Below are 17,688 nucleotides of genomic sequence, written 5' to 3' on the forward strand. Positions count from 1 at the left end.
GATCCTATGTCTTCCAATACGTCGCGCGCTCTAACTTCAAGACAGCGTGCCGTGATGGAGCGAATTGATCGCCGCGTACCAATTAAAGTGATCGCGCAAGAGCTCGGTGTGTCCGAGACTCGGATCAATCAGCATATCCGCGCCCTAAAAAATATATACGAAGCCGAAAGCTTAGGCGATTTGGTTGAACGTCACCGCATGCAGAACCGTGAAAACGGAACTGAAGATGCGGGTGAAAAAAATGCGTATAATCAAGATTTTAGAGAAGACCTAAAGGGCTTCAGTGAATCTCCATATAGCAAAAAGCAGCTCCCTGAAGGTGCGCTTTTGAGCGAGCAAAGCGATGGAGATGACCCAGGCAGACTCGTGATGAACGATGTCATGCCACTGGTGGATCAGGCGCCCTGGTTGCGCCCTGGTGAACCAAGGGTTGTCCCCCGAGCGCTCGACGGTGAAAACGCTGTCTTGTTCCGGCTCTTAGCGATCTTGGGCATCGCCTTTGGTGTCCTGGCTGCGGTGGTCCTTGCTGTGACGGCTGCGGATACGATCAGCGAAGTTCTGGACGGACGAGCCGCTGTCTCGGTGGATGAAGAACCATGACTTAACCTGACGAGCAGGGCTAAGGGGTCGGAGAATATCCAATGTCAGATCGTATTACTAGCGATGCTCAGAATATCAAAAAACTGGTTCGCGAAGCCGAAGCAATTGCAGACGAGTCGATGATTGCACTTGCTCGCTTGAAGCAAGCAATGCTCTCAGCGCGTCAAAACCCAGATGTAGAAGTCGTCGAAGGCCAGCGCGCTCTCTTGCGCCTGAACCAAGCGGAATCGCAAGCGCTCTCAGTATCTACTAGCTTGCTTCGAGTTCACGATGAACTGAGCTCGATTGCACGGGTGAAAATGGATGGTGTTGGCCCTCACGATACAGAAATCCCCGAAGCGGAGCTTTCGCTAGACGTTGCCCGCACTCGAGAAACAAAAAAGCAACCGGCTAACGCCTGATAGGATTTAGGTTTGATCGAGCTTATCACCTCCAGTGACGCGCGCGAATTTTTGCAACACTTAATGGTTGCAGCTCTTTGCGTATCGGCGGTGATTTGGGGAAGCACGCCAGAACGATTGGTCATCGCAGTATGGGTCGTCGTTTTTGAATTGAGCGTCTTGGCCACCAACTATATTTTTGGTGCCGACTTCAGCTTGTTTTCTATCGATCCGTTCAGTGCCACAAGAGATATAGTTGCGGGGGGCTTGTTGATCGCTATCGCGCTCTACGCCAACCGCAACTACACCTTGTGGATCGCTGCAATGCAAATCCTGGCAGTTTTCGGTCACCTCTCACGAGGGTTGAGCGAATTCATGTCGCCGATTGCTTACATCATCATGATTGAAGTGCCGGGCTGGTTGCAGCTGTTCTTATTGGCGGCTGGCATCACTCGCCACGCACTGCGCAAGCGCAAGTACGGTTCCTATCGGAATTGGCGCATATCAAGAAAGCCTCATGATCAAAGCCGTGGGTCTTCAGGTTCGAGCCTATTTACCTCGGTTCTTGGCGGCAATGCCGGGTCTTGGCGGGATGAACTCAAATGAATGCAATACCCGTTCTCCAGCCACGCCAACGCCGCACATCTGAACAGCACAATTCGGCGATGGTGAATTACCTCCGGGAGATGGTTTTGGGATCGGGCCATCAATCCGAACGATTTCACGCTGTCTATTTTGACGAAGAACATACATTTCTTGGCGATGCGCCCTTGGGTGAGGGGGGCGGGAGCACGCTATCCATCCGAATTCGCGAAGTGTTTGGAAAAGCGCTTGAGCTGGATGCTTACGGTATCTTGCTGGCGCACAACCATCCATCTGGGCACTGCCGACCCAGCGAGCGCGATATACAGGCAACAAAACGCTTACAACAAATTGCAAGAGCACTGGATGTAACGCTGCTCGACCATCTCATCATCACGCATGACGCCGTCTATTCGATGCGCGCAGGGGGCCAAATATGAACTCAATAGCTGCAAGCCACAAATTCCCCGAAGGCGACTCGCTCATCCCGCGTTTCCGCGAAGCCGGGGACGTAACGCTCGATCTGTTTCACAGGGATGGGCGCGTAAATGACAAATGGGTGGGCTTTCACCCACGAGAATTCGAACTGCTTTGGCGGCTTGCCGAAACACCGGGGGAACGCCTGACGCGTAAGCAATTGCTGCTTGATGTTTGGCGGATAGATTTCGAACCGGAGACAAACAGCGTCGCTGTCCATGTTGCGCGCGTGCGCAGCAAGCTTTCGCCCTTTGGACTGTCGGGCATTCTTGCGACGCATCCCGAAGGTGGATATTATCTCAATGCACCCGATGATCCGGGCCAATTCATGCTCGCTCTGAACCGCTAGACGCTGTTCGAGTGGTGTTGTCAGCCATAGCGATCAGGCTGGACATGGGCACACTGATGCGCCACTTTTGCCCCCAAGCAATTGACGTATTTGAGGGATAGCATGCCAAACACTCATCCAATGCCAGCCAATGATCGCATTTCCATCGAGCTGGGCGAAAACGGGGTAGCGCAAGTCCGTTTAACCCGCGGCGACAAGATGAACGCGCTGGACCCCGACATGTTCTCGCGGATCATTGAAGCAGGCCATTTCTTGCACTCACTTGAGGGGCTGCGTGTGGTTGTGCTGTCCGGAGAGGGGCGCGCTTTTTGTGCAGGGCTAGATACATCGAACTTCACCCGCACACCCAGCCCGGATGAGCCCGAATTGACCGAGCGCACCTACGGCAATTCCAACAAATTCCAGCAGGTCGCTATGGTTTGGCGCAAGCTTCCCGTACCGGTGATCGCAGCAGTGCACGGGGTATGCTTTGGAGGCGGCTTACAGATCGCGAGCGGCGCTGATATTCGCATCGTGCATCCCGGCACGCGCATGTCGATTATGGAAATGAAGTGGGGGCTGGTGCCGGACATGGGCGGCTATGCACTATGGCGTGGTCTAGTCCGCGATGATGTGCTGCGCGAACTCGTCTACACAAATCGTGAGTTTTCAGGTGCAGAGGCGCAAGGTTTGGGTCTTGCAACCTATGTCGATGAAGATCCGCTCGCCCGAGCAACCGCCATTGCAGAGGAAATCGCCAACCGCAATCCGCACGCTATTCGCAGCGCTAAGCGTCTACAAGCCGGCATGATCGAGCGTGATACTGATGCAATCCTGCTCGAAGAGAGCATCGAACAGCACGGAATTATGCGCACGAAAAACCAAGTCGAAGCCGTGATGGCAGGTATGCAGAAACGCGCGCCCAAATTCGAAGACGTCTAGCGCCCGAACGCGACGCGCACAGACTACCCAAACACCGCTACGCATTGCAGGCCGTCAAGCACTTGGCGGCCTTCTTTGTCCCACATTCTCAAACGTTCTGACGAATAGCCACTATCAGCGTGCTGGCTGGAATTCTCCGCCAGATACCAACCGTCTTCGGATTGCGTTGCGGGATCGAGCACATTAAATGACCAATTGATCGAGCTGATCGGTCCCATACGCTGCATGATCCGCATGGCGCCTGGTGGCATGACGTCGCCCATCAGCACGAGCTTGCTAACGGGATCAAGCTCATGATCTTCGGTCAACCGAGCCCAGCGCCGGATTTTGGCGCCGTGATCTTCGCCCTTTGACTGGCCATGGCGCACTTCAAAATTGTTTTGGATGAAGCTTGGTCCCTGACCTTTCATGGCCTGGGGTGCATCGAGTGGCGGTCCGGGCCAGTTTTCAGGCGCATCGGCCACGCGCTTTGCATTGGCCTCGCGCTCGGCAGCGAACAACCAGAACGCGGTGAGTGCAACGCCTTTTTCATTGCGGATCTCGCTGCGAACCTGCGTCACGTTGCGCCCCTGGCGTACGATTTCTGCGCTCAGTTCGATCTCTTCTCCAACAGGTGCAACAAAGCCTACCTGAGCGGCGCGCAACGGCGGTAAATCAGGAAAAGCGCGCTGCGCCATGGTGAAGGCCACCAATGCAGATGCGCCGCCGTAAAGAGTGCGACCTTGCATCCAGTCGCTGGCTGAAGCGAGGTGGACAGGACCGGGCGTTCCGGTGATCGGTTCAAGCAAACTTGCGATAGTCATTAACGTCTAATGCCCAAGCGCATCACCAGGGTCCAGACTGACCTAACGGAAGGCAGTAACTGCAAAGTGAGCCACGCAAAGCGAATGCTTCATTGCCTTTCTGCGCGCGAATCGTTAGTGGGCCGCTTCCGCCTCGTTTGAGGTGGCTCGGCCCGATGGCGGAGTGGTGACGCAGCGGATTGCAAATCCGTGTACGCCGGTTCGATTCCGGCTCGGGCCTCCACACCTCACTTGCGCGCTCCATGGATGCGCCAAGTGACGCGCCGCTTTAGCTCAGTTGGTAGAGCACATCATTCGTAATGATGGGGTCACGTGTTCGAGTCACGTAAGCGGCACCATTTGCCTCTTCTTGATCCGATCCGACCTGCTGCTAACGTCGCGTTTGTGAGCGGGGATCAACTATCACCAGAAAGAAAGCGCGTCGCCGTGGCCGGAGCCAGCGGCACGATTGGGCGCGCGGTGGTCAGGGCATTGCTGGAAAGCGGGCATGAGGTCAGCGCTTTTGTCCGATCTGAGCGTGAGCCGATCTTTGAACTGGAAGGCGCACAAGTCTGCTCGATCAATTTGGCTGATCAAGATGCCCTTGCTTCGCAGTTGAGGCAGCGCAAGGTGGAAGCGCTTATCTCCTGCATTGCATCACGCAGCGGCTCACCCAAGGATGCGCTCGCTGTCGACTATGGTCTCAACAGTAACCTCCTTTCGGCCGCGCAAACCGCGGAGGTACAACACTTCATTTTGCTCTCTGCGATTTGCGTTCAGCGCCCAATGCTGGCGTTTCAAAAGGCGAAATTGCGCTTTGAAAAAGAGCTCAAGGCTGCTGACATTTCGCATACGATCGTACACCCAACCGCCTTCTTCAAATCCTTATCCGGACAAGTCGACAATGTGCTGGCGGGCAAGCCGTTCTTTGTATTTGGCAATGGCGAATTGACCCAGTGCAAGCCGATTAGCGATGCTGATCTGGCGCGTTTCATTGCGGATTGTGTGACGGATGTTTCGCGGCGAGATCTGACACTACCAATTGGCGGTCCGGGGCCGGCGATAACTCTGAAACAGCAGGGTCAGATTCTATTCGAAGCCGCTGGGCTGGAACCACGCTTTCGGCACATCCCACCTGCAGTTTTTAGATTTGTTAGCGGCACGCTTTCGCTCGGAGCGGGCGTTTCCGACTGGTGCGCGCAGAAAGCAGAATATGCTCGTATTGCACATTACTATGCGACCCAGAGCATGTTGGTTTTAGACCCGGAAACGGGTGAATATGACGCTGATGCCACCCCGGAATTTGGAGAAGACCGCTTGGTTGATCACTACCGCGCGATAATCGCTGAGCGGCGAGCGGCAGGGAACGCGGCATGAGCGGCGCCAACCTCATTGTCACCTTGGCAAGCTGCGTCTTCTTCATGGCATTGGTTGGCTGGATCAGCTGGCTCAAAACACGCGGAACCGCCGATACCAAGGATGGCTATTTTCTGGCAGGGCGTGGGCTGGGAGCGACTTTCATCGCAGGTTCCTTACTGCTGACAAATCTCTCTGCCGAACAGCTTACAGGGCTCAATGGTTCGGCCTATGGGTACAACCTTTCAAGCATGGGCTGGGAAGTGACGGCGGCGGTTGCAACCATTGCGATGGCGCTTATTTTCCTGCCCAAATACCTGGCCGGAGCCTTCACTACTCTGCCGCAATTTCTGAATGACCGGTTCGACCCGCAAGTGCGGCAATTATCGGTACTCCTCTTCATGCTTGGCTATGGCCTCGTGACAATACCCGGCGTTCTCTATGCGGGATCGCTGGCGGTGAACGCCTTCTTTGACATGTCGAGCCTGACGGGGCTTGCCCAGTTCGAGGCCTTGGTTCTGACCGTCATTCTGATCGGTGCAGTTGGAGCGATCTATGCAGTGTTCGGCGGCCTAAGGGCGGTTGCAGTTTCGGATACTCTGAACGGAGTGGGCTTGCTGATTATCGGCATTCTCGTGCCGGTTCTGGGCCTGATAGCTTTGGGCGAGGGGAGCTTTAGCGCCGGCCTTCAGACGCTGACGAGCGAGCATCCAGAAAAGCTCAACGCCATTGGCGCCAGCACCGATCCCACACCGTTTGGTACGCTGTTTACCGGCATGATCTTTGCGAACCTGTTCTACTGGTGCACCAACCAATATGTGATCCAGAGGACGCTGGGCGCACGGTCGCTGGCGGAGGGGCAGAAGGGGGTTTTGTTTTCGGGCTTCTTCAAGATCATGGTCCCGTTTATGATGATGATCCCCGGCGTGATCGCGTTTCATTTGTATGGGCCGGGCCTCTCACCGATTGACCAAGCCTATCCGCGACTGATCCGCGATGTCTTGCCGATCTGGCTATCGGGCTTCTTCCTCGCGGTGCTGCTGGGCGCAGTGTTCTCCTCGTTCAACTCGCTGCTCAACTCGGCCGCGACCTTGTTCAGCCTCGATATCTATGGTCCCTCGCGTGAGAAGGCGCGGGGTAAGGCGGTGAGCGATGCCGAGCTTGTGCGGGTTGCCAAAATCGCGAGCGTTGTGATTGCGGGCTTTTCGTTCGTGGTGGCACCGCTTCTATCAATGGCGCCCGAGGGGCTGTGGCAGATCATTCGCATCTTCACTGGTTTCTACAACATCCCCACCATCGTCATCGTGATCGTTGGTCTGTTCACTGCGCGTGTCCCTGCATTGGGAGCCAAGATCGTCATCATCTTCCATGTAATCGCCTATGGCATTGTTCGCTTTGCCTTGAGCGATGTGGTGACGCTCCACTTCATCCACCTTTACGCCGTGTTGTTCGTCATTGAGGTCGGCATCATGCTTGTCTGCGGCTGGCTAGCTCCGCGTGAACAGGCTTGGCGCTTCACCCGCAATGAGCAGGTCGATATGACCCCATGGCCCTATGCCAAGCCTCTTGCTGTCACGTTGTTCTCATGTGTGGTTGCGACCTATCTCTTGTTCTCACCTTTGGGCGTGGCGAGCGCGGCAGGGCCGGGCGTAGTGTTCGGAGTTCTGATGGGAGCGCTCTTGCTCGGCAATGCGGGCCATTGGGGCTGGGCAGTGCGTCGCCCTTCAAGCCACTAGGGACGCCAAGACCCGGCGTTTGCCTTCAAATGGGCGGCGGCCATGCATGACGGCGTAGTTGTCTATCAGCGCGACATCACCCGCTTGCCATGCGAGGTCATAGGTCAGCTCATCCGCGATCCCGATCGCAGGTGCCATGTCGTCAGGCGTGATTGGCTCCCCACTGCCAAAGGTGATTGCGCGATTGGGATCGTTGCGACTGTCTGCCCATCCGCGAAACGCCGCGAAAAGCTGGTTGAAGAAGCTGCGCCGCCCATCGCTAATGGCCCGCACGCCTGGCAGGGCCGAGGTGGTGACACGCAAAGCTCCATCCTCCATCCATTCCCAGCTATAGCCAAGCTCAGTAAGCCGCGCCTCGGCCTCGCCCGCGTCAGCAACGCTCAATGTGCTGCGCCATGAGCGCCCTTGGCCTGAGCCTGCATCGTCATTACCCGGCATGACATTGGTGTAGCGCACGCCTTCTGTCTCCACCTTAGCCACGAATTCGGGAGCCTCTACCTCAAGCCGCTCCAGCACCCAGTCCGAACGGCACAGCGGGGTTGCGCCGCCCGCGCCCGGAGCGATCTCACAGTAGAAGAACAGCTTTGAGGGGTAGAGCGGGGTTTGCGCCATCTCATGATGGAGGAATATCTCGGTCGAGGGCGGTGCCTCATTGGCGGTGAACACGCGCGGCGTCACGTTGGTGCGCACCGCGTTGCTAAGCGAGTCCTCATAGGTGAAACCCGGCTCGCCATAGCCTTCAATCGCGGCGTCGAAGGCTTGCGGATCGCCCACGTCAAACCCTCGGAACAGCAACGCACCTGCATCGGCCAAAGCGGCATCCACTGCCGCCTTGTTAGCGCTCAGAAACGCGGCGAGGTCGCCACCTCCGGGGATCACACCCGGAAACTCAGGGGGGAACTCAGATTGACCCATATCAGTCATAGATCGGATGGAACGTGTTGAATGCGGCCTCTGCGAACACGCCCGGATCGTTGAAGCGGCGGTTCTGGTTCAACGAGCTGATTGCGGCCATCTCCACCCCGCTTAAGCTGAAGTCGTCAATGTCGAGGTTCTCGCGCATCCGCTCTGCCTTGGTCGTCTTGGGGATCACCGCCGTGCCGCGCTGCACGCCCCAGCGCAGCAACACTTGCGCTGGCGTCTTGCCATGCGCTTGGGCCGCGACCATCACCGGCGCTGCACCCAGCAGGCTCTCACCGGCTTCCGCCATATTGAGCTCGAAGTAGCTTTGAGCCCCCAGCGGTGAGAAGGCGGTCACGTCGATGCCATAGCCTTTCGCGCAGCGGATCAGCTTCTCTTGAGTGAGGTAGGGATGCGCTTCGATCTGGAGCATTGCAGGTGCGACGCGCGCATAGGTCATCAGGTCATGCACCAGCGCGCTGTTGTAGTTGCAAACCCCGATCTGCTTGACGAGGCCCTTGTCCACCAGCGCTTCCATTGCAGCCCATGTCTCATGCAAGGGCACGCGGGCGGGCTTCATCACGGGTTCCGCCGCATCTGGATCGGCGAGCCATTCGGGCGGATAGCGCACGTCAATTGGCACGTATTCCAGCGCGATGGGGAAGTGGATCAGGTAGAGGTCCAAATACTCGAGCCCCAAGTCATCGAGCGTCTTGCGGCACGCCTCTTCGACGTGCTCGGCAGCATGGAAGGTGTTCCACAACTTGCTCGTGATCCACAGCTCATCGCGGCTCACCAGCCCCTCTTGCATGGCGCGAGCGAGGCCCTCTCCTGTTTGCACTTCGTTGGCGTAGTCCGCGGCGCTGTCGAAGTGGCGATAGCCTGCACGCACGGCTTCGACGACGGCGTTTGCAGTGTCCTCTTGCGGGATCTTCCAAAGGCCAAAGCCGATCGGGGGCATGTTGTCAGGCATGTGCTTCGCGTCTTCCATTGAGTGCTTTTGCAGCGGCTTTGCGCGTATCATGGGCGCTTGGCAAGAAGGGGTGTGGGAGCGGGTGGCTTTGGACCGGAATCCAACGAGACATGGACCGCATGTTACACGGTCCTAGAGGAGAAAAGTCCGGGGTTGCTAAGGCGAATTTTTCCTTTTTAAAGCAATTGGATGGATGGCAAGCGAAGGTCATGGGCGCCACTTACCAAATGCCTTTGCTGTAGGAAAGCCGAACGGCCCTCAGTTTGCCTTCCAAACCGCCACTCCGGCAGGTGCCAATTGCGCCTCTCCCAAGATCGGATCGCCAAGGCCCAAGGTTGACGTATCGATGCTCTCATTGCGGTAGTTGAAAGCGAAGATATGGCTGGCGGTGCGGCGCAGGCGCAGACCTTCGGGTAACGGAGTAAGGGCAAGGTCCGCCTCAGCGCCAATCTTTGTCACCAGCGCATCCAGCAGCGAGCGATCCGGCCATGCGGCGCAGTACCGCACATCGGCATTCGCAAAGACCACGCCGCGCCCGTCTCTGAGCGTGAATTCCGGCGCAATCTCGCTCGTCACATCTTCACGCCACCGCGAGATCGTCCAGCCATCGCCCGCTACAACTTCACCATCGCGCAGGCTTTCCACGCGGGTGACGGTGAGGGGGATTAGCTCGCGCAAATTGCCCGGAGCCAGCCCATCAGGAATGCAGAAAGTGTCCGTCTTGCTGCCCGAACGCGGCCCAATCAGTACGGGGCAGGTGAGCGCGCCAAGCCGCTCGACCAGCGCCTTATCAGCAATCGGCATGGTTGGTACGAAGACTGCCCTATAGCCATCTAGCGAGGCATCCAGCCCGACAATATCCACGTTCAAACCCTGCCGCCTCAGCGCTGAATACCATTCATAGGCGAGCTCCAAATAGCGGAAGCTCTTGCCCTGCGGCTGGATGCCGCAGACCCAAGCCGCTTCGTAGGCGAAGACCAATGCAACCGGCGCTTGCTCGGTCTCCTGCTCACCCAAAGCGGCAATCGCGCGCGCTGCCTCAGCCGCCTCAACGCCGCCCTCTGCATCTGCACTATCAGGTCGCAAAAGCCCTGCATGCATTTGCTCTTGCGCAAACGGAGCCTGCCGCCAGCGGAAATAGCTCGTAAACTCCGCCCCATGCGCCATCGCCTCCAGCGTCCAGAGCGCGACCATGCCGGGCAAGGGAGCAGGGTTGAACCGCGCCCAATTCACAGGCCCCGGTTGCTGTTCAATAATGCCCCAGCGCCCATCCGAGCAGCCTCGGTAAAGGTCATGGTGGAACGCCGCGATATCGGGATGGCCTTGGCGCAGGTAATCGCTCTTCTCCTCACCCGAGAACCAAAACTGTTCGAGGAAGCCGAGCGGGTAGCTGTCCCATGCAGCGATATCCAAGTCGCGGCCGACATCGTGGTGGTCAAACTCGGTGAAGAAGCCCATGAAATTGTGCATGATGTCGCGGCCAGGAGAAAGCTCGCGCAGGATCGCGACTTGCTCCGCATTGAAGGCGGTGACTTGGGCGGAAGCATAGCGGCGATAGTCAAGCCAATGGGCGGGGTTGGCTTCGGTGACGGTTAAGTGCGGCGGGTCGATCTCATCAAAGAAGCGGTATTCCATCGACCAGAACACATTTCCCCATGCCGAATTGAGCGCGTCAATGTCGGCGTATCGCTGCGCAAGCCAGCGGCGAAATCCACTCGCTGCGGCGTCCGAGAAGCTCAATACCGTATCGTGGCAGCCATATTCATTGTCGGTTTGCCAAGCGACCACAGCCGGGTTTTGGCCATAGCGCTCTGCCACGGCGCGGGTGATGCGGGCGGACTCGGTACGGTATCCGGCGTGGCTGAAATCATAGTGCCGCCGCGATCCAAAACCGCGCGGGGCGCCCCGCTCGTCAATTGCGACCATATCGGGCATGCGGTCGACGAGCCATTTTGGCGGGGTCGCGGTGGGCGTGCACAGGATGACTTTGAGGCCTTGTGCACTCAGCAGTTCAATCGCGCGGTCAAGCCAGCCCCAATTGAACTGGCCAGGTTCCGGCTCAATTCGGCTCCAGGCAAATTCGCCCATGCGCACCAGCGACAAGCCCATCTCAGCCATACGGCGCGCATCGTCGGCCCATTGCTCTTCGGGCCAATGTTCGGGAAAGTAACAGCAGCCAAGTTTCAATTGAGAGGCCTTTTCGATTGTTTCTTCGTGCCCTATACTCGCTTTCGGACAGGCGCTACCCGATAGTCCATTTACACATATAAAAATATCTTTATATGTCGCTCCAGCATGTCCATCGATGCCATCTTTAAAGCTCTTGCTGACCCCACGCGGCTGCGCACTATGCGGCTGTTGTCGGCTATGGAATTGGCTGTGGGGGAATTGGCGCAGGTGCTGGGACAAAGTCAGCCGCGCGTCTCGCGCCATGTCGGCATTTTGTGTGATGCAGGTCTGGCAGAGCGGCGGCGCGAGGGGAGCTGGGTTTTCTTGCGCGCGGTGAACAAAGGCGAAGAAGGTGACCCCGTGCTCGCCGCATTGGACCGCTTGCTTGCCATTGCCGAACGCGAGAACCCCGAATTTGCCGACATCTGCAACGGCGACCGACGCAAACTCACCGCCATTCGCGCCGCGCGGGAGAGCAATGCAGAGGATTACTTCGCCCGCCATGCCGCTGAATGGGATGAGCTGCGCGCGCTGCACACCAGCGATGTTCAGGTCGAAGAACAATTGGCCGCCGCCTTAAGTGACAAACCGCTCGGCGCATTGCTCGACATCGGGACAGGTACGGGCCGGATGGCGGAACTATTCGCAGGCGATGCAGAGCGGATTGTTGCGCTCGACAAAAATCTGGAGATGTTGCGGATTGCGCGGGCCAAGCTGCAACATCTGCCCACCGCACAGATAGAGCTGGTACAGGGCGATTTTGGTGACCTTCCATTCCCTGCGGCCAGCTTTGACACTGTGTTATTGCATCAAGTGCTCCATTTTGCGCAGGACCCCGCGATTGCTTTGGCAGAGGCGGCGCGGGTGACGCGTGCAGGTGGCCGGATTGCGATTGTCGATTTTGCCGCCCACGACCGTGAAGAGCTTCGAAACCGCCACCAACATGCCCGGCTTGGCTTTACCGATCGCCAGATGCGCGAGCTTGTGCGTAATGCCGGTTTTACCGCGTCGGAACCGATTGCGCTTGAAGGCGCTGAACTGATTGTGAAAATCTGGATCGGCAAACGTCGCACTGCCCCACAAAGCGCCCCATCCCCTCTCAAAGAAGCAACATCATGACCCCCACACTCGACCAGCTGAACGAAGCGAAAACCGCTATGGGTGCGCCGCTTTTTTCAGGGCTCCCCGGCGATATTGATATCAGCTTTGAATTCTTCCCGCCCAAGACGGAAAAGATGGCGGAGACGCTTTGGAACAGTGTGGCGACACTTGGTCCGTTGGGTCCGCGCTTTGTTTCGGTGACGTATGGTGCAGGCGGCTCCACGCGCGAGCGCACGCATGAGCAGGTCGTGCGCATCCAGAACGAGGCGAATATTCCCGCGGCCGCTCACCTCACCTGCGTGAATGCGACGAAGGAAGAAGTGAACGAGGTCGCGCGCCATTATTGGGCGGAAGGCATTCGTCATATCGTCGCCCTGCGCGGTGACGCACCTGATGGTGGCGCCTACACCCCGCATCCGGGCGGCTATGCCAATGCGGTTGAGTTGATTGCGGGTCTCAAAGAAGTCGCCGATTTCGAAATTTCGGTCGCCGCTTACCCTGAGGTTCACCCTGACAGCCCCGATGCGCAAACCGATATCGACAATCTCAAGGCCAAGTTTGACGCAGGCGCAGATCGCGCGATCACGCAATTCTTCTTCGATCCAGAATGCTTCTTCCGGTTTCGCGATGAAGCGGCGTCGGCTGGGATTGATGCAGAGATTGTGCCCGGCATTATGCCGGTGATGAGCTTTGCTGCTGTCCAGCGCATGTCCGGCATGTGCGGCACCGCGATCCCCGGTTGGATGGAGGGGCTGTTCGATGGCTTGGATGAACGCCCCGCTGCGCGCCAGCTCGTCTCTGCGACGATAGCTGCTGAGCTGTGCCGAAAGCTCTATGCGGGCGGCGTGCGCCAGTTCCATTTCTACACTTTGAACCGGGCAGAGCTGAGCTATGCGATCTGTCATATGCTGGGCAAGCGTCCGCTTTTCGAGGCGGCACAATGAGCGCCCGTGAGAGCCTCCAAGCCGCCGCCAAAGAACGTGTCCTGATCTTTGACGGAGCCTTCGGAACGCAAATTCAGGAGCGCAAGCTTACTGAAGAGGATTATGCGGGCACTCTCGGCCTGAATGCCGATCAAAAGGGTAACAATGACATCCTCGCGCTCACCCGTCCGGATGTGATCCGCGACATCACCCGCTCATATCTGGATGCGGGATCGGACGTGATCTCGACCAACACCTTCTCCGCCAATCGCATCTCCCAAGCTGACTATGCGGCGGAGGATCAGGTGGCCGCAATCAATATCGCAAGCGGCAAAATCGCACGCGAACTTGCGGATGAATACGAAGCGAAGGACGGTAAGCCCCGTTTTGTTGCCGGCGCTATCGGGCCGACGAACAAGACACTCTCGCTTAGCCCCGATGTAGAAGACCCCGGCTTTCGAGAGATCGACTTTGATGAACTGACTGCCGTCTACAAGGAGCAGGCGAGCGCACTGATCGAGGGCGGCTGCGACTTCATCCTGATTGAGACGGTGTTTGATACGCTCAATGCAAAAGCGGGCGTGATGGCGTGCAAGCAGCTTGAGGCGGAGCTGGGCCGAGAGGTTCCGATCATGATCTCTATGACGCTCACCGATCTGTCGGGTCGCAATCTCTCTGGCCATACGGTTGAGGCATTCTGGTACGCTGTTCGCCACGCCAAGCCTGTCACCATCGGCCTTAATTGCAGCTTTGGCGCAGACCAATTGCGCCCGCATGTGCAGAGCCTTTCCGGCATCGCTGACACGCTCTTGATGGCCTATCCCAATGCTGGCCTGCCGAACGAACTGGGCGAATATGACGAGATGCCCGAAACAACCGCGGGTCTGGTCAAGGAATGGGCGACGAACGGCCAGGCCAATATCCTGGGCGGCTGCTGCGGATCATCGCCAGCGCATATCAAGGCGATTGCAGATGCCGTGAAAGACCTGCCTCCGCGCGAAGTGCCCACTCCCGATGTGGCGATGCGGCTTGCTGGCTTAGAGCCCTTTACCGTCGCCGCATGAGCGCGTCTGCATCCGATACCACGACCGTGATCGTGCGGTCCGCAAGCGTGAGCGATGCCGCGCGCCTGTCGCTGATTTCGGATGCGACGTTTTTGGAGACCTTTGCGGGCGAAATCGACGGTGATGCGCTGGTCGCCCATTGCTGCGAAAAGCACGCGCCTGACTATCTCGGGAACCTGCTTGAGCAAGGCGCTAAGGCTTGGCTTGCGGAGTTGGATGGCGCGCCGATTGGTTACGCTTTGCTGACTGCGCCTGAGCTGGATGCGGCGCGCGATGGCGATATTGAGCTGAAGAAAATCTACCTGCTCTCCCGCTTTCACGGCGGCGGAGTGGCAGGGCAATTGCTTGAGGCGGTACTTGCGGCTGCGAATGGCCATCAACGCCTGTTGCTAGGCGTGAAAGACGACAACGCCCGCGCGATTGGTTTCTACAAAAAGCAAGGTTTCGAAGTGATCGGCACCCGACGCTTTGATGTAGGCGGCAAGCTTTATGATGATCTCGTGCTAGCGCGCGACCTCACCCCGGAACTCACCCAATGACTGAACGATCAACTGCCCGCTTCATCAATATCGGTGAGCGCACCAATGTGACCGGCAGCGCGCGGTTCAAAAAGCTTATCATGGCGGATGACTACGCGACCGCCGTGGAAGTAGCTCGCCAACAGGTCGAGAACGGCGCGCAGGTGATCGACGTCAATATGGATGAAGGTCTGCTCGACGCGGAAGCCGCGATGACGACCTTCCTCAAACTGATCGCTGCCGAGCCGGACATTGCCCGCGTTCCGGTGATGATCGACAGCTCCAAATGGGATGTGATCGAAGCTGGGCTTAAATGCGTATCGGGCAAGCCCATTGTGAATTCGATCAGCATGAAAGAAGGCGAGGAGCCGTTCCTCGATCAAGCGCGCAAATGCATGGCCTATGGTGCGGCAGTGGTCGTCATGGCGTTCGATACGGTTGGGCAGGCCGACACGAAAGAGCGTAAGGTCGAGATCTGCAAACGCGCCTATGATTTGCTGGTCGGCATCGGTTTCCCGCCTGAAGACATCATCTTCGACCCAAATATCTTTGCAGTTGCAACAGGCATCGAAGACCATGACCGCTACGGTCTCGACTTCATTGAAGCGGTGCGCGAGATCAAGGAACAATGCCCCCATGCCAAGACATCTGGCGGGCTTTCCAACCTCTCTTTCAGCTTCCGCGGGAATGAGACGGTGCGCCGCGCAATGCACTCCGTGTTCCTTTATCATGCAATCCCAGCCGGCCTTGATATGGCCATCGTCAATGCGGGCCAGCTTGATGTCTATGACACGATTGATCCGGTGCTGCGCGATGCCTGCGAAGACGTAATTTTGATGCGTCCGGTTGAGGGTGAAGAGACCGCGACCGAACGGCTCATCAACCTCGCAGAAAGCTTCAAGGGCAAGAGCAAGGAAGACGAAAAAGAAGAAGCGGAATGGCGCGGCTGGGAAGTGACCCGGCGGCTGGAGCACGCATTGGTCAAGGGCATTGACGCGCATGTTGTGGCTGACACCGAAGAAGCGCGCGCCGCGCTCGCGGCCTCGGGCGGTCGCCCAATCGAAGTGATCGAAGGGCCGCTGATGGACGGCATGAATGTCGTTGGCGACCTGTTTGGTTCAGGCAAGATGTTCCTGCCGCAAGTCGTCAAATCCGCGCGTGTAATGAAGAAAGCGGTCGCGCATCTCATTCCCTTCATCGAGGAAGAAAAAGCGCTGCTGGGCGGTGAAGATGCCAAAGCCAAGGGCACGATCATCATGGCCACGGTGAAGGGCGATGTGCACGATATCGGCAAGAATATTGTGGGCGTCGTGCTTCAGTGTAATGGCTATGAGGTCGTCGATATGGGCGTCATGGTGCCGTGGCAGGACATCCTCAAATCGGCCAATGACAACAATGCCGATATGATTGGCCTGTCGGGGCTGATTACGCCGTCCTTGGATGAGATGGTGACGGTCGCTGAAGAGATGCAGCGCGCTGGGATGGATATGCCTTTGCTGATCGGCGGAGCCACAACTTCCAAAGTGCACACCGCGCTCAAAATCGATACCAATTATGAAGGCCCGGTGATCCATGTTCTGGATGCGAGCCGAGCGGTGGGTGTCGCGTCAAAGCTGCTTTCTGACACACAGCGCGATGATTTCGTGGGCGAGGTTGCCCATGAATATGTGCAGGTTCGCGATGCGCGTGCGGGCAAGACTGAAAAGCAGCTAATGACCATCGAAGAGGCGCGCGCGAATTACTACGACGCCTACCTCTCAGACAAACCTGCTCCGCCGTTAAAGCCTGGTGTGCATGTGTTTGACGATTGGTCGCTGGAACATCTGCGCGACTACATCGACTGGACGCCTTTCTTCCGCGCATGGGAATTGCACGGCACCTATCCCAAAATCCTCGACGATGAAGTGGTTGGCGAAAGCGCGCGGTCTCTCAAGGCTGATGCAGATGCGATGCTGGACAAGATTGTCGCAGAGAAGTGGCTGACGGCTAAAGGCGTGTGCGGTTTCTGGCCCTGCGCGCGGGACGGCGATGACATCACGATTCACCGCGTCCGCCGCGAAGAGCATGTCCGCCTCCCCATGCTGCGCCAACAGATCAAGAAAAGCCGTGACCGGGCCAATATGTGCCTCGCTGACTTCATTGATCCTGATGGTGATTGGATCGGCGGCTTTGCCGTGGCCATTCACGGGATTGAAGAGCACTCTGCGCGGTTCCAAGCGGACAAAGACGATTACAACGACATTCTCCTGAAGGCTCTTGCAGACCGTTTTGCAGAGGCCTTTGCCGAAGCCCTGCACGAACATGTGCGCAAGGACCTGTGGGGCTATGCGCCGGGAGAGCAGCTTACCAATCAGGCGCTGATCAAGGAAGAATATCGCGGCATTCGCCCTGCGCCTGGTTACCCGGCCTGTCCTGATCACTCGCTCAAACCAACCCTGTTCGAACTTTTGGACGCCGAAGCGAATGTCGGCTTGAGCTTGACAGAAAGCTACGCCATGCTGCCCACAGCGGCGGTGAGCGGGTTCTATTTCGGTCACCCGGAATCGCAATATTTCGGCGTTGCAAAGATTGGGCGCGATCAGTTGGAAGACTACGCACAAAGATGCGGCGTAGATCTGGCAACGGCAGAACGTTGGCTGCGGCCAAACCTGTAACTCAGAAATAAGGCGCGTTGGGGCGGATCGGCTAATCCGCAGAACTGCGTCGCTCTACCTAGGTGGCCGTTAACCATAAATGTAAGATCGTGTATCGTCCCAGCCTGGGGCAGGCCGTTGCACAGAACCGGCAAACACCGCTCAAACCCGCAGAAATGCTGGCCAAATGTCCCTAAACTGATATTAAGTCTTTCGACTCGGAT

Annotated in this window: 17 protein-coding genes and 2 tRNA genes; 15 read left to right on the forward strand and 4 right to left on the reverse strand. The window is 57.6% G+C overall.

The window, feature by feature from the left end:
• Positions 1–54 precede the first annotated feature (54 nt).
• The 6 genes from AC0V6N_RS00675 (at position 55) to AC0V6N_RS00700 (ending at position 3,309) form a co-directional block, all read left to right on the forward strand.
• Positions 55–600: a hypothetical protein gene (locus AC0V6N_RS00675; RefSeq protein WP_486169671.1), complete on the forward strand. Its 546-nt coding sequence runs from the start codon at positions 55–57 to the stop codon at positions 598–600.
• A 41-nt stretch (positions 601–641) separates the two neighbouring features.
• A complete protein-coding gene (locus AC0V6N_RS00680) occupies positions 642–1,001 on the forward strand; it encodes a hypothetical protein (RefSeq protein ID WP_486169672.1) in 360 nt (119 codons plus the stop codon).
• Positions 1,002–1,013: 12 nt separating this feature from the next.
• On the forward strand, positions 1,014–1,586 hold the full coding sequence (locus AC0V6N_RS00685; RefSeq protein WP_486169673.1) for a hypothetical protein: 573 nt from the start codon (positions 1,014–1,016) through the stop codon (positions 1,584–1,586).
• Positions 1,583–2,002 carry a JAB domain-containing protein gene (locus AC0V6N_RS00690; protein ID WP_486169674.1) on the forward strand — a complete coding sequence of 140 codons (420 nt, stop codon included), beginning with the start codon at positions 1,583–1,585 and terminating at the stop codon, positions 2,000–2,002. Before AC0V6N_RS00685 ends, AC0V6N_RS00690 begins: the two co-directional genes overlap by 4 nt.
• Positions 1,999–2,388 carry a winged helix-turn-helix domain-containing protein gene (locus AC0V6N_RS00695; protein WP_486169675.1) on the forward strand — a complete coding sequence of 130 codons (390 nt, stop codon included), beginning with the start codon at positions 1,999–2,001 and terminating at the stop codon, positions 2,386–2,388. Before AC0V6N_RS00690 ends, AC0V6N_RS00695 begins: the two co-directional genes overlap by 4 nt.
• 102 nt (positions 2,389–2,490) lie before the next feature.
• Entirely contained in the window at positions 2,491–3,309 is an 819-nt protein-coding gene (locus AC0V6N_RS00700) for a crotonase/enoyl-CoA hydratase family protein (protein WP_486169676.1), read from the forward strand.
• 23 nt (positions 3,310–3,332) lie between these two features.
• Here the strand turns inward: AC0V6N_RS00700 and AC0V6N_RS00705 are convergent, their stop codons facing one another.
• Positions 3,333–4,112 carry an acyl-CoA thioesterase gene (locus AC0V6N_RS00705; RefSeq protein WP_486169677.1) on the reverse strand — a complete coding sequence of 260 codons (780 nt, stop codon included), beginning with the start codon at positions 4,110–4,112 and terminating at the stop codon, positions 3,333–3,335.
• A 149-nt stretch (positions 4,113–4,261) separates the two neighbouring features.
• Between AC0V6N_RS00705 and AC0V6N_RS00710 the strand changes: the two genes are divergently transcribed.
• The 4 genes from AC0V6N_RS00710 (at position 4,262) to AC0V6N_RS00725 (ending at position 7,183) form a co-directional block, all read left to right on the forward strand.
• Positions 4,262–4,335 (forward strand) — tRNA-Cys (locus AC0V6N_RS00710).
• Between the two features lie 39 nt (positions 4,336–4,374).
• A tRNA-Thr gene (locus tag AC0V6N_RS00715) sits at positions 4,375–4,450 on the forward strand.
• A 46-nt stretch (positions 4,451–4,496) separates the two neighbouring features.
• Positions 4,497–5,468 carry an NAD(P)H-binding protein gene (locus tag AC0V6N_RS00720; protein ID WP_486172398.1) on the forward strand — a complete coding sequence of 324 codons (972 nt, stop codon included), beginning with the start codon at positions 4,497–4,499 and terminating at the stop codon, positions 5,466–5,468.
• Positions 5,465–7,183 carry a solute:sodium symporter family transporter gene (locus AC0V6N_RS00725; protein WP_486169678.1) on the forward strand — a complete coding sequence of 573 codons (1,719 nt, stop codon included), beginning with the start codon at positions 5,465–5,467 and terminating at the stop codon, positions 7,181–7,183. Before AC0V6N_RS00720 ends, AC0V6N_RS00725 begins: the two co-directional genes overlap by 4 nt.
• Here the strand turns inward: AC0V6N_RS00725 and AC0V6N_RS00730 are convergent.
• The 3 genes from AC0V6N_RS00730 to AC0V6N_RS00740 form a co-directional block, all read right to left on the reverse strand.
• On the reverse strand, positions 7,172–8,107 hold the full coding sequence (locus AC0V6N_RS00730) for a TauD/TfdA family dioxygenase (protein ID WP_486169679.1): 936 nt from the start codon (positions 8,105–8,107) through the stop codon (positions 7,172–7,174). The two genes, AC0V6N_RS00725 and AC0V6N_RS00730, sit on opposite strands and share 12 nt — an antisense overlap.
• Positions 8,100–9,074, reverse strand: coding sequence for an aldo/keto reductase (locus AC0V6N_RS00735; protein ID WP_486169680.1), 975 nt, complete (start codon positions 9,072–9,074; stop codon positions 8,100–8,102). Before AC0V6N_RS00735 ends, AC0V6N_RS00730 begins: the two co-directional genes overlap by 8 nt.
• Before the next feature lie 240 nt (positions 9,075–9,314).
• Positions 9,315–11,243, reverse strand: coding sequence for a beta-galactosidase (locus tag AC0V6N_RS00740; RefSeq protein ID WP_486169681.1), 1,929 nt, complete (start codon positions 11,241–11,243; stop codon positions 9,315–9,317).
• A gap of 108 nt (positions 11,244–11,351) precedes the next feature.
• Between AC0V6N_RS00740 and AC0V6N_RS00745 the strand changes: the two genes are divergently transcribed.
• Genes AC0V6N_RS00745 through metH form a run of 5 tightly spaced genes read left to right on the forward strand, consistent with a single transcriptional unit; the run spans position 11,352 to position 17,485 of the window.
• The gene (locus AC0V6N_RS00745; RefSeq protein ID WP_486169682.1) at positions 11,352–12,344 is read left to right on the forward strand and encodes an ArsR/SmtB family transcription factor; all 993 of its coding nucleotides are present in this window, start codon (positions 11,352–11,354) and stop codon (positions 12,342–12,344) included.
• Positions 12,341–13,270: a methylenetetrahydrofolate reductase gene (metF, locus tag AC0V6N_RS00750; protein ID WP_486169683.1), complete on the forward strand. Its 930-nt coding sequence runs from the start codon at positions 12,341–12,343 to the stop codon at positions 13,268–13,270. The genes AC0V6N_RS00745 and metF overlap by 4 nt, the downstream gene beginning before the upstream one ends.
• Positions 13,267–14,313 (forward strand): homocysteine S-methyltransferase family protein, encoded by a 1,047-nt coding sequence (locus AC0V6N_RS00755; RefSeq protein ID WP_486169684.1) that lies wholly within the window; start codon positions 13,267–13,269, stop codon positions 14,311–14,313. Before metF ends, AC0V6N_RS00755 begins: the two co-directional genes overlap by 4 nt.
• Positions 14,310–14,852: a GNAT family N-acetyltransferase gene (locus AC0V6N_RS00760; protein ID WP_486169685.1), complete on the forward strand. Its 543-nt coding sequence runs from the start codon at positions 14,310–14,312 to the stop codon at positions 14,850–14,852. Before AC0V6N_RS00755 ends, AC0V6N_RS00760 begins: the two co-directional genes overlap by 4 nt.
• On the forward strand, positions 14,849–17,485 hold the full coding sequence (gene metH / locus AC0V6N_RS00765) for a methionine synthase (RefSeq protein WP_486169686.1): 2,637 nt from the start codon (positions 14,849–14,851) through the stop codon (positions 17,483–17,485). Before AC0V6N_RS00760 ends, metH begins: the two co-directional genes overlap by 4 nt.
• Positions 17,486–17,688 lie beyond the last annotated feature (203 nt).

It is taken from the genome of Erythrobacter sp. S57(2025) (assembly GCF_057365055.1).

Bases quoted from the DNA above. Each gene is read 5' to 3' on its own strand.
- AC0V6N_RS00700 (WP_486169676.1), top strand. From the start codon at position 2,491: ATGCCAAACACTCATCCAATGCCAGCCAATGATCGCATTTCCATCGAG.
- AC0V6N_RS00705 (WP_486169677.1), bottom strand. From the start codon at position 4,112: ATGACTATCGCAAGTTTGCTTGAACCGATCACCGGAACGCCCGGTCCT.
- metF (WP_486169683.1), top strand. From the start codon at position 12,341: ATGACCCCCACACTCGACCAGCTGAACGAAGCGAAAACCGCTATGGGT.
- AC0V6N_RS00695 (WP_486169675.1), top strand. From the start codon at position 1,999: ATGAACTCAATAGCTGCAAGCCACAAATTCCCCGAAGGCGACTCGCTC.
- AC0V6N_RS00680 (WP_486169672.1), top strand. From the start codon at position 642: ATGTCAGATCGTATTACTAGCGATGCTCAGAATATCAAAAAACTGGTT.
- AC0V6N_RS00730 (WP_486169679.1), bottom strand. From the start codon at position 8,107: ATGACTGATATGGGTCAATCTGAGTTCCCCCCTGAGTTTCCGGGTGTG.
- AC0V6N_RS00735 (WP_486169680.1), bottom strand. From the start codon at position 9,074: ATGGAAGACGCGAAGCACATGCCTGACAACATGCCCCCGATCGGCTTT.
- AC0V6N_RS00690 (WP_486169674.1), top strand. From the start codon at position 1,583: ATGAATGCAATACCCGTTCTCCAGCCACGCCAACGCCGCACATCTGAA.
- AC0V6N_RS00745 (WP_486169682.1), top strand. From the start codon at position 11,352: ATGTCCATCGATGCCATCTTTAAAGCTCTTGCTGACCCCACGCGGCTG.
- AC0V6N_RS00675 (WP_486169671.1), top strand. From the start codon at position 55: ATGGAGCGAATTGATCGCCGCGTACCAATTAAAGTGATCGCGCAAGAG.
- metH (WP_486169686.1), top strand. From the start codon at position 14,849: ATGACTGAACGATCAACTGCCCGCTTCATCAATATCGGTGAGCGCACC.
- AC0V6N_RS00725 (WP_486169678.1), top strand. From the start codon at position 5,465: ATGAGCGGCGCCAACCTCATTGTCACCTTGGCAAGCTGCGTCTTCTTC.
- AC0V6N_RS00755 (WP_486169684.1), top strand. From the start codon at position 13,267: ATGAGCGCCCGTGAGAGCCTCCAAGCCGCCGCCAAAGAACGTGTCCTG.
- AC0V6N_RS00760 (WP_486169685.1), top strand. From the start codon at position 14,310: ATGAGCGCGTCTGCATCCGATACCACGACCGTGATCGTGCGGTCCGCA.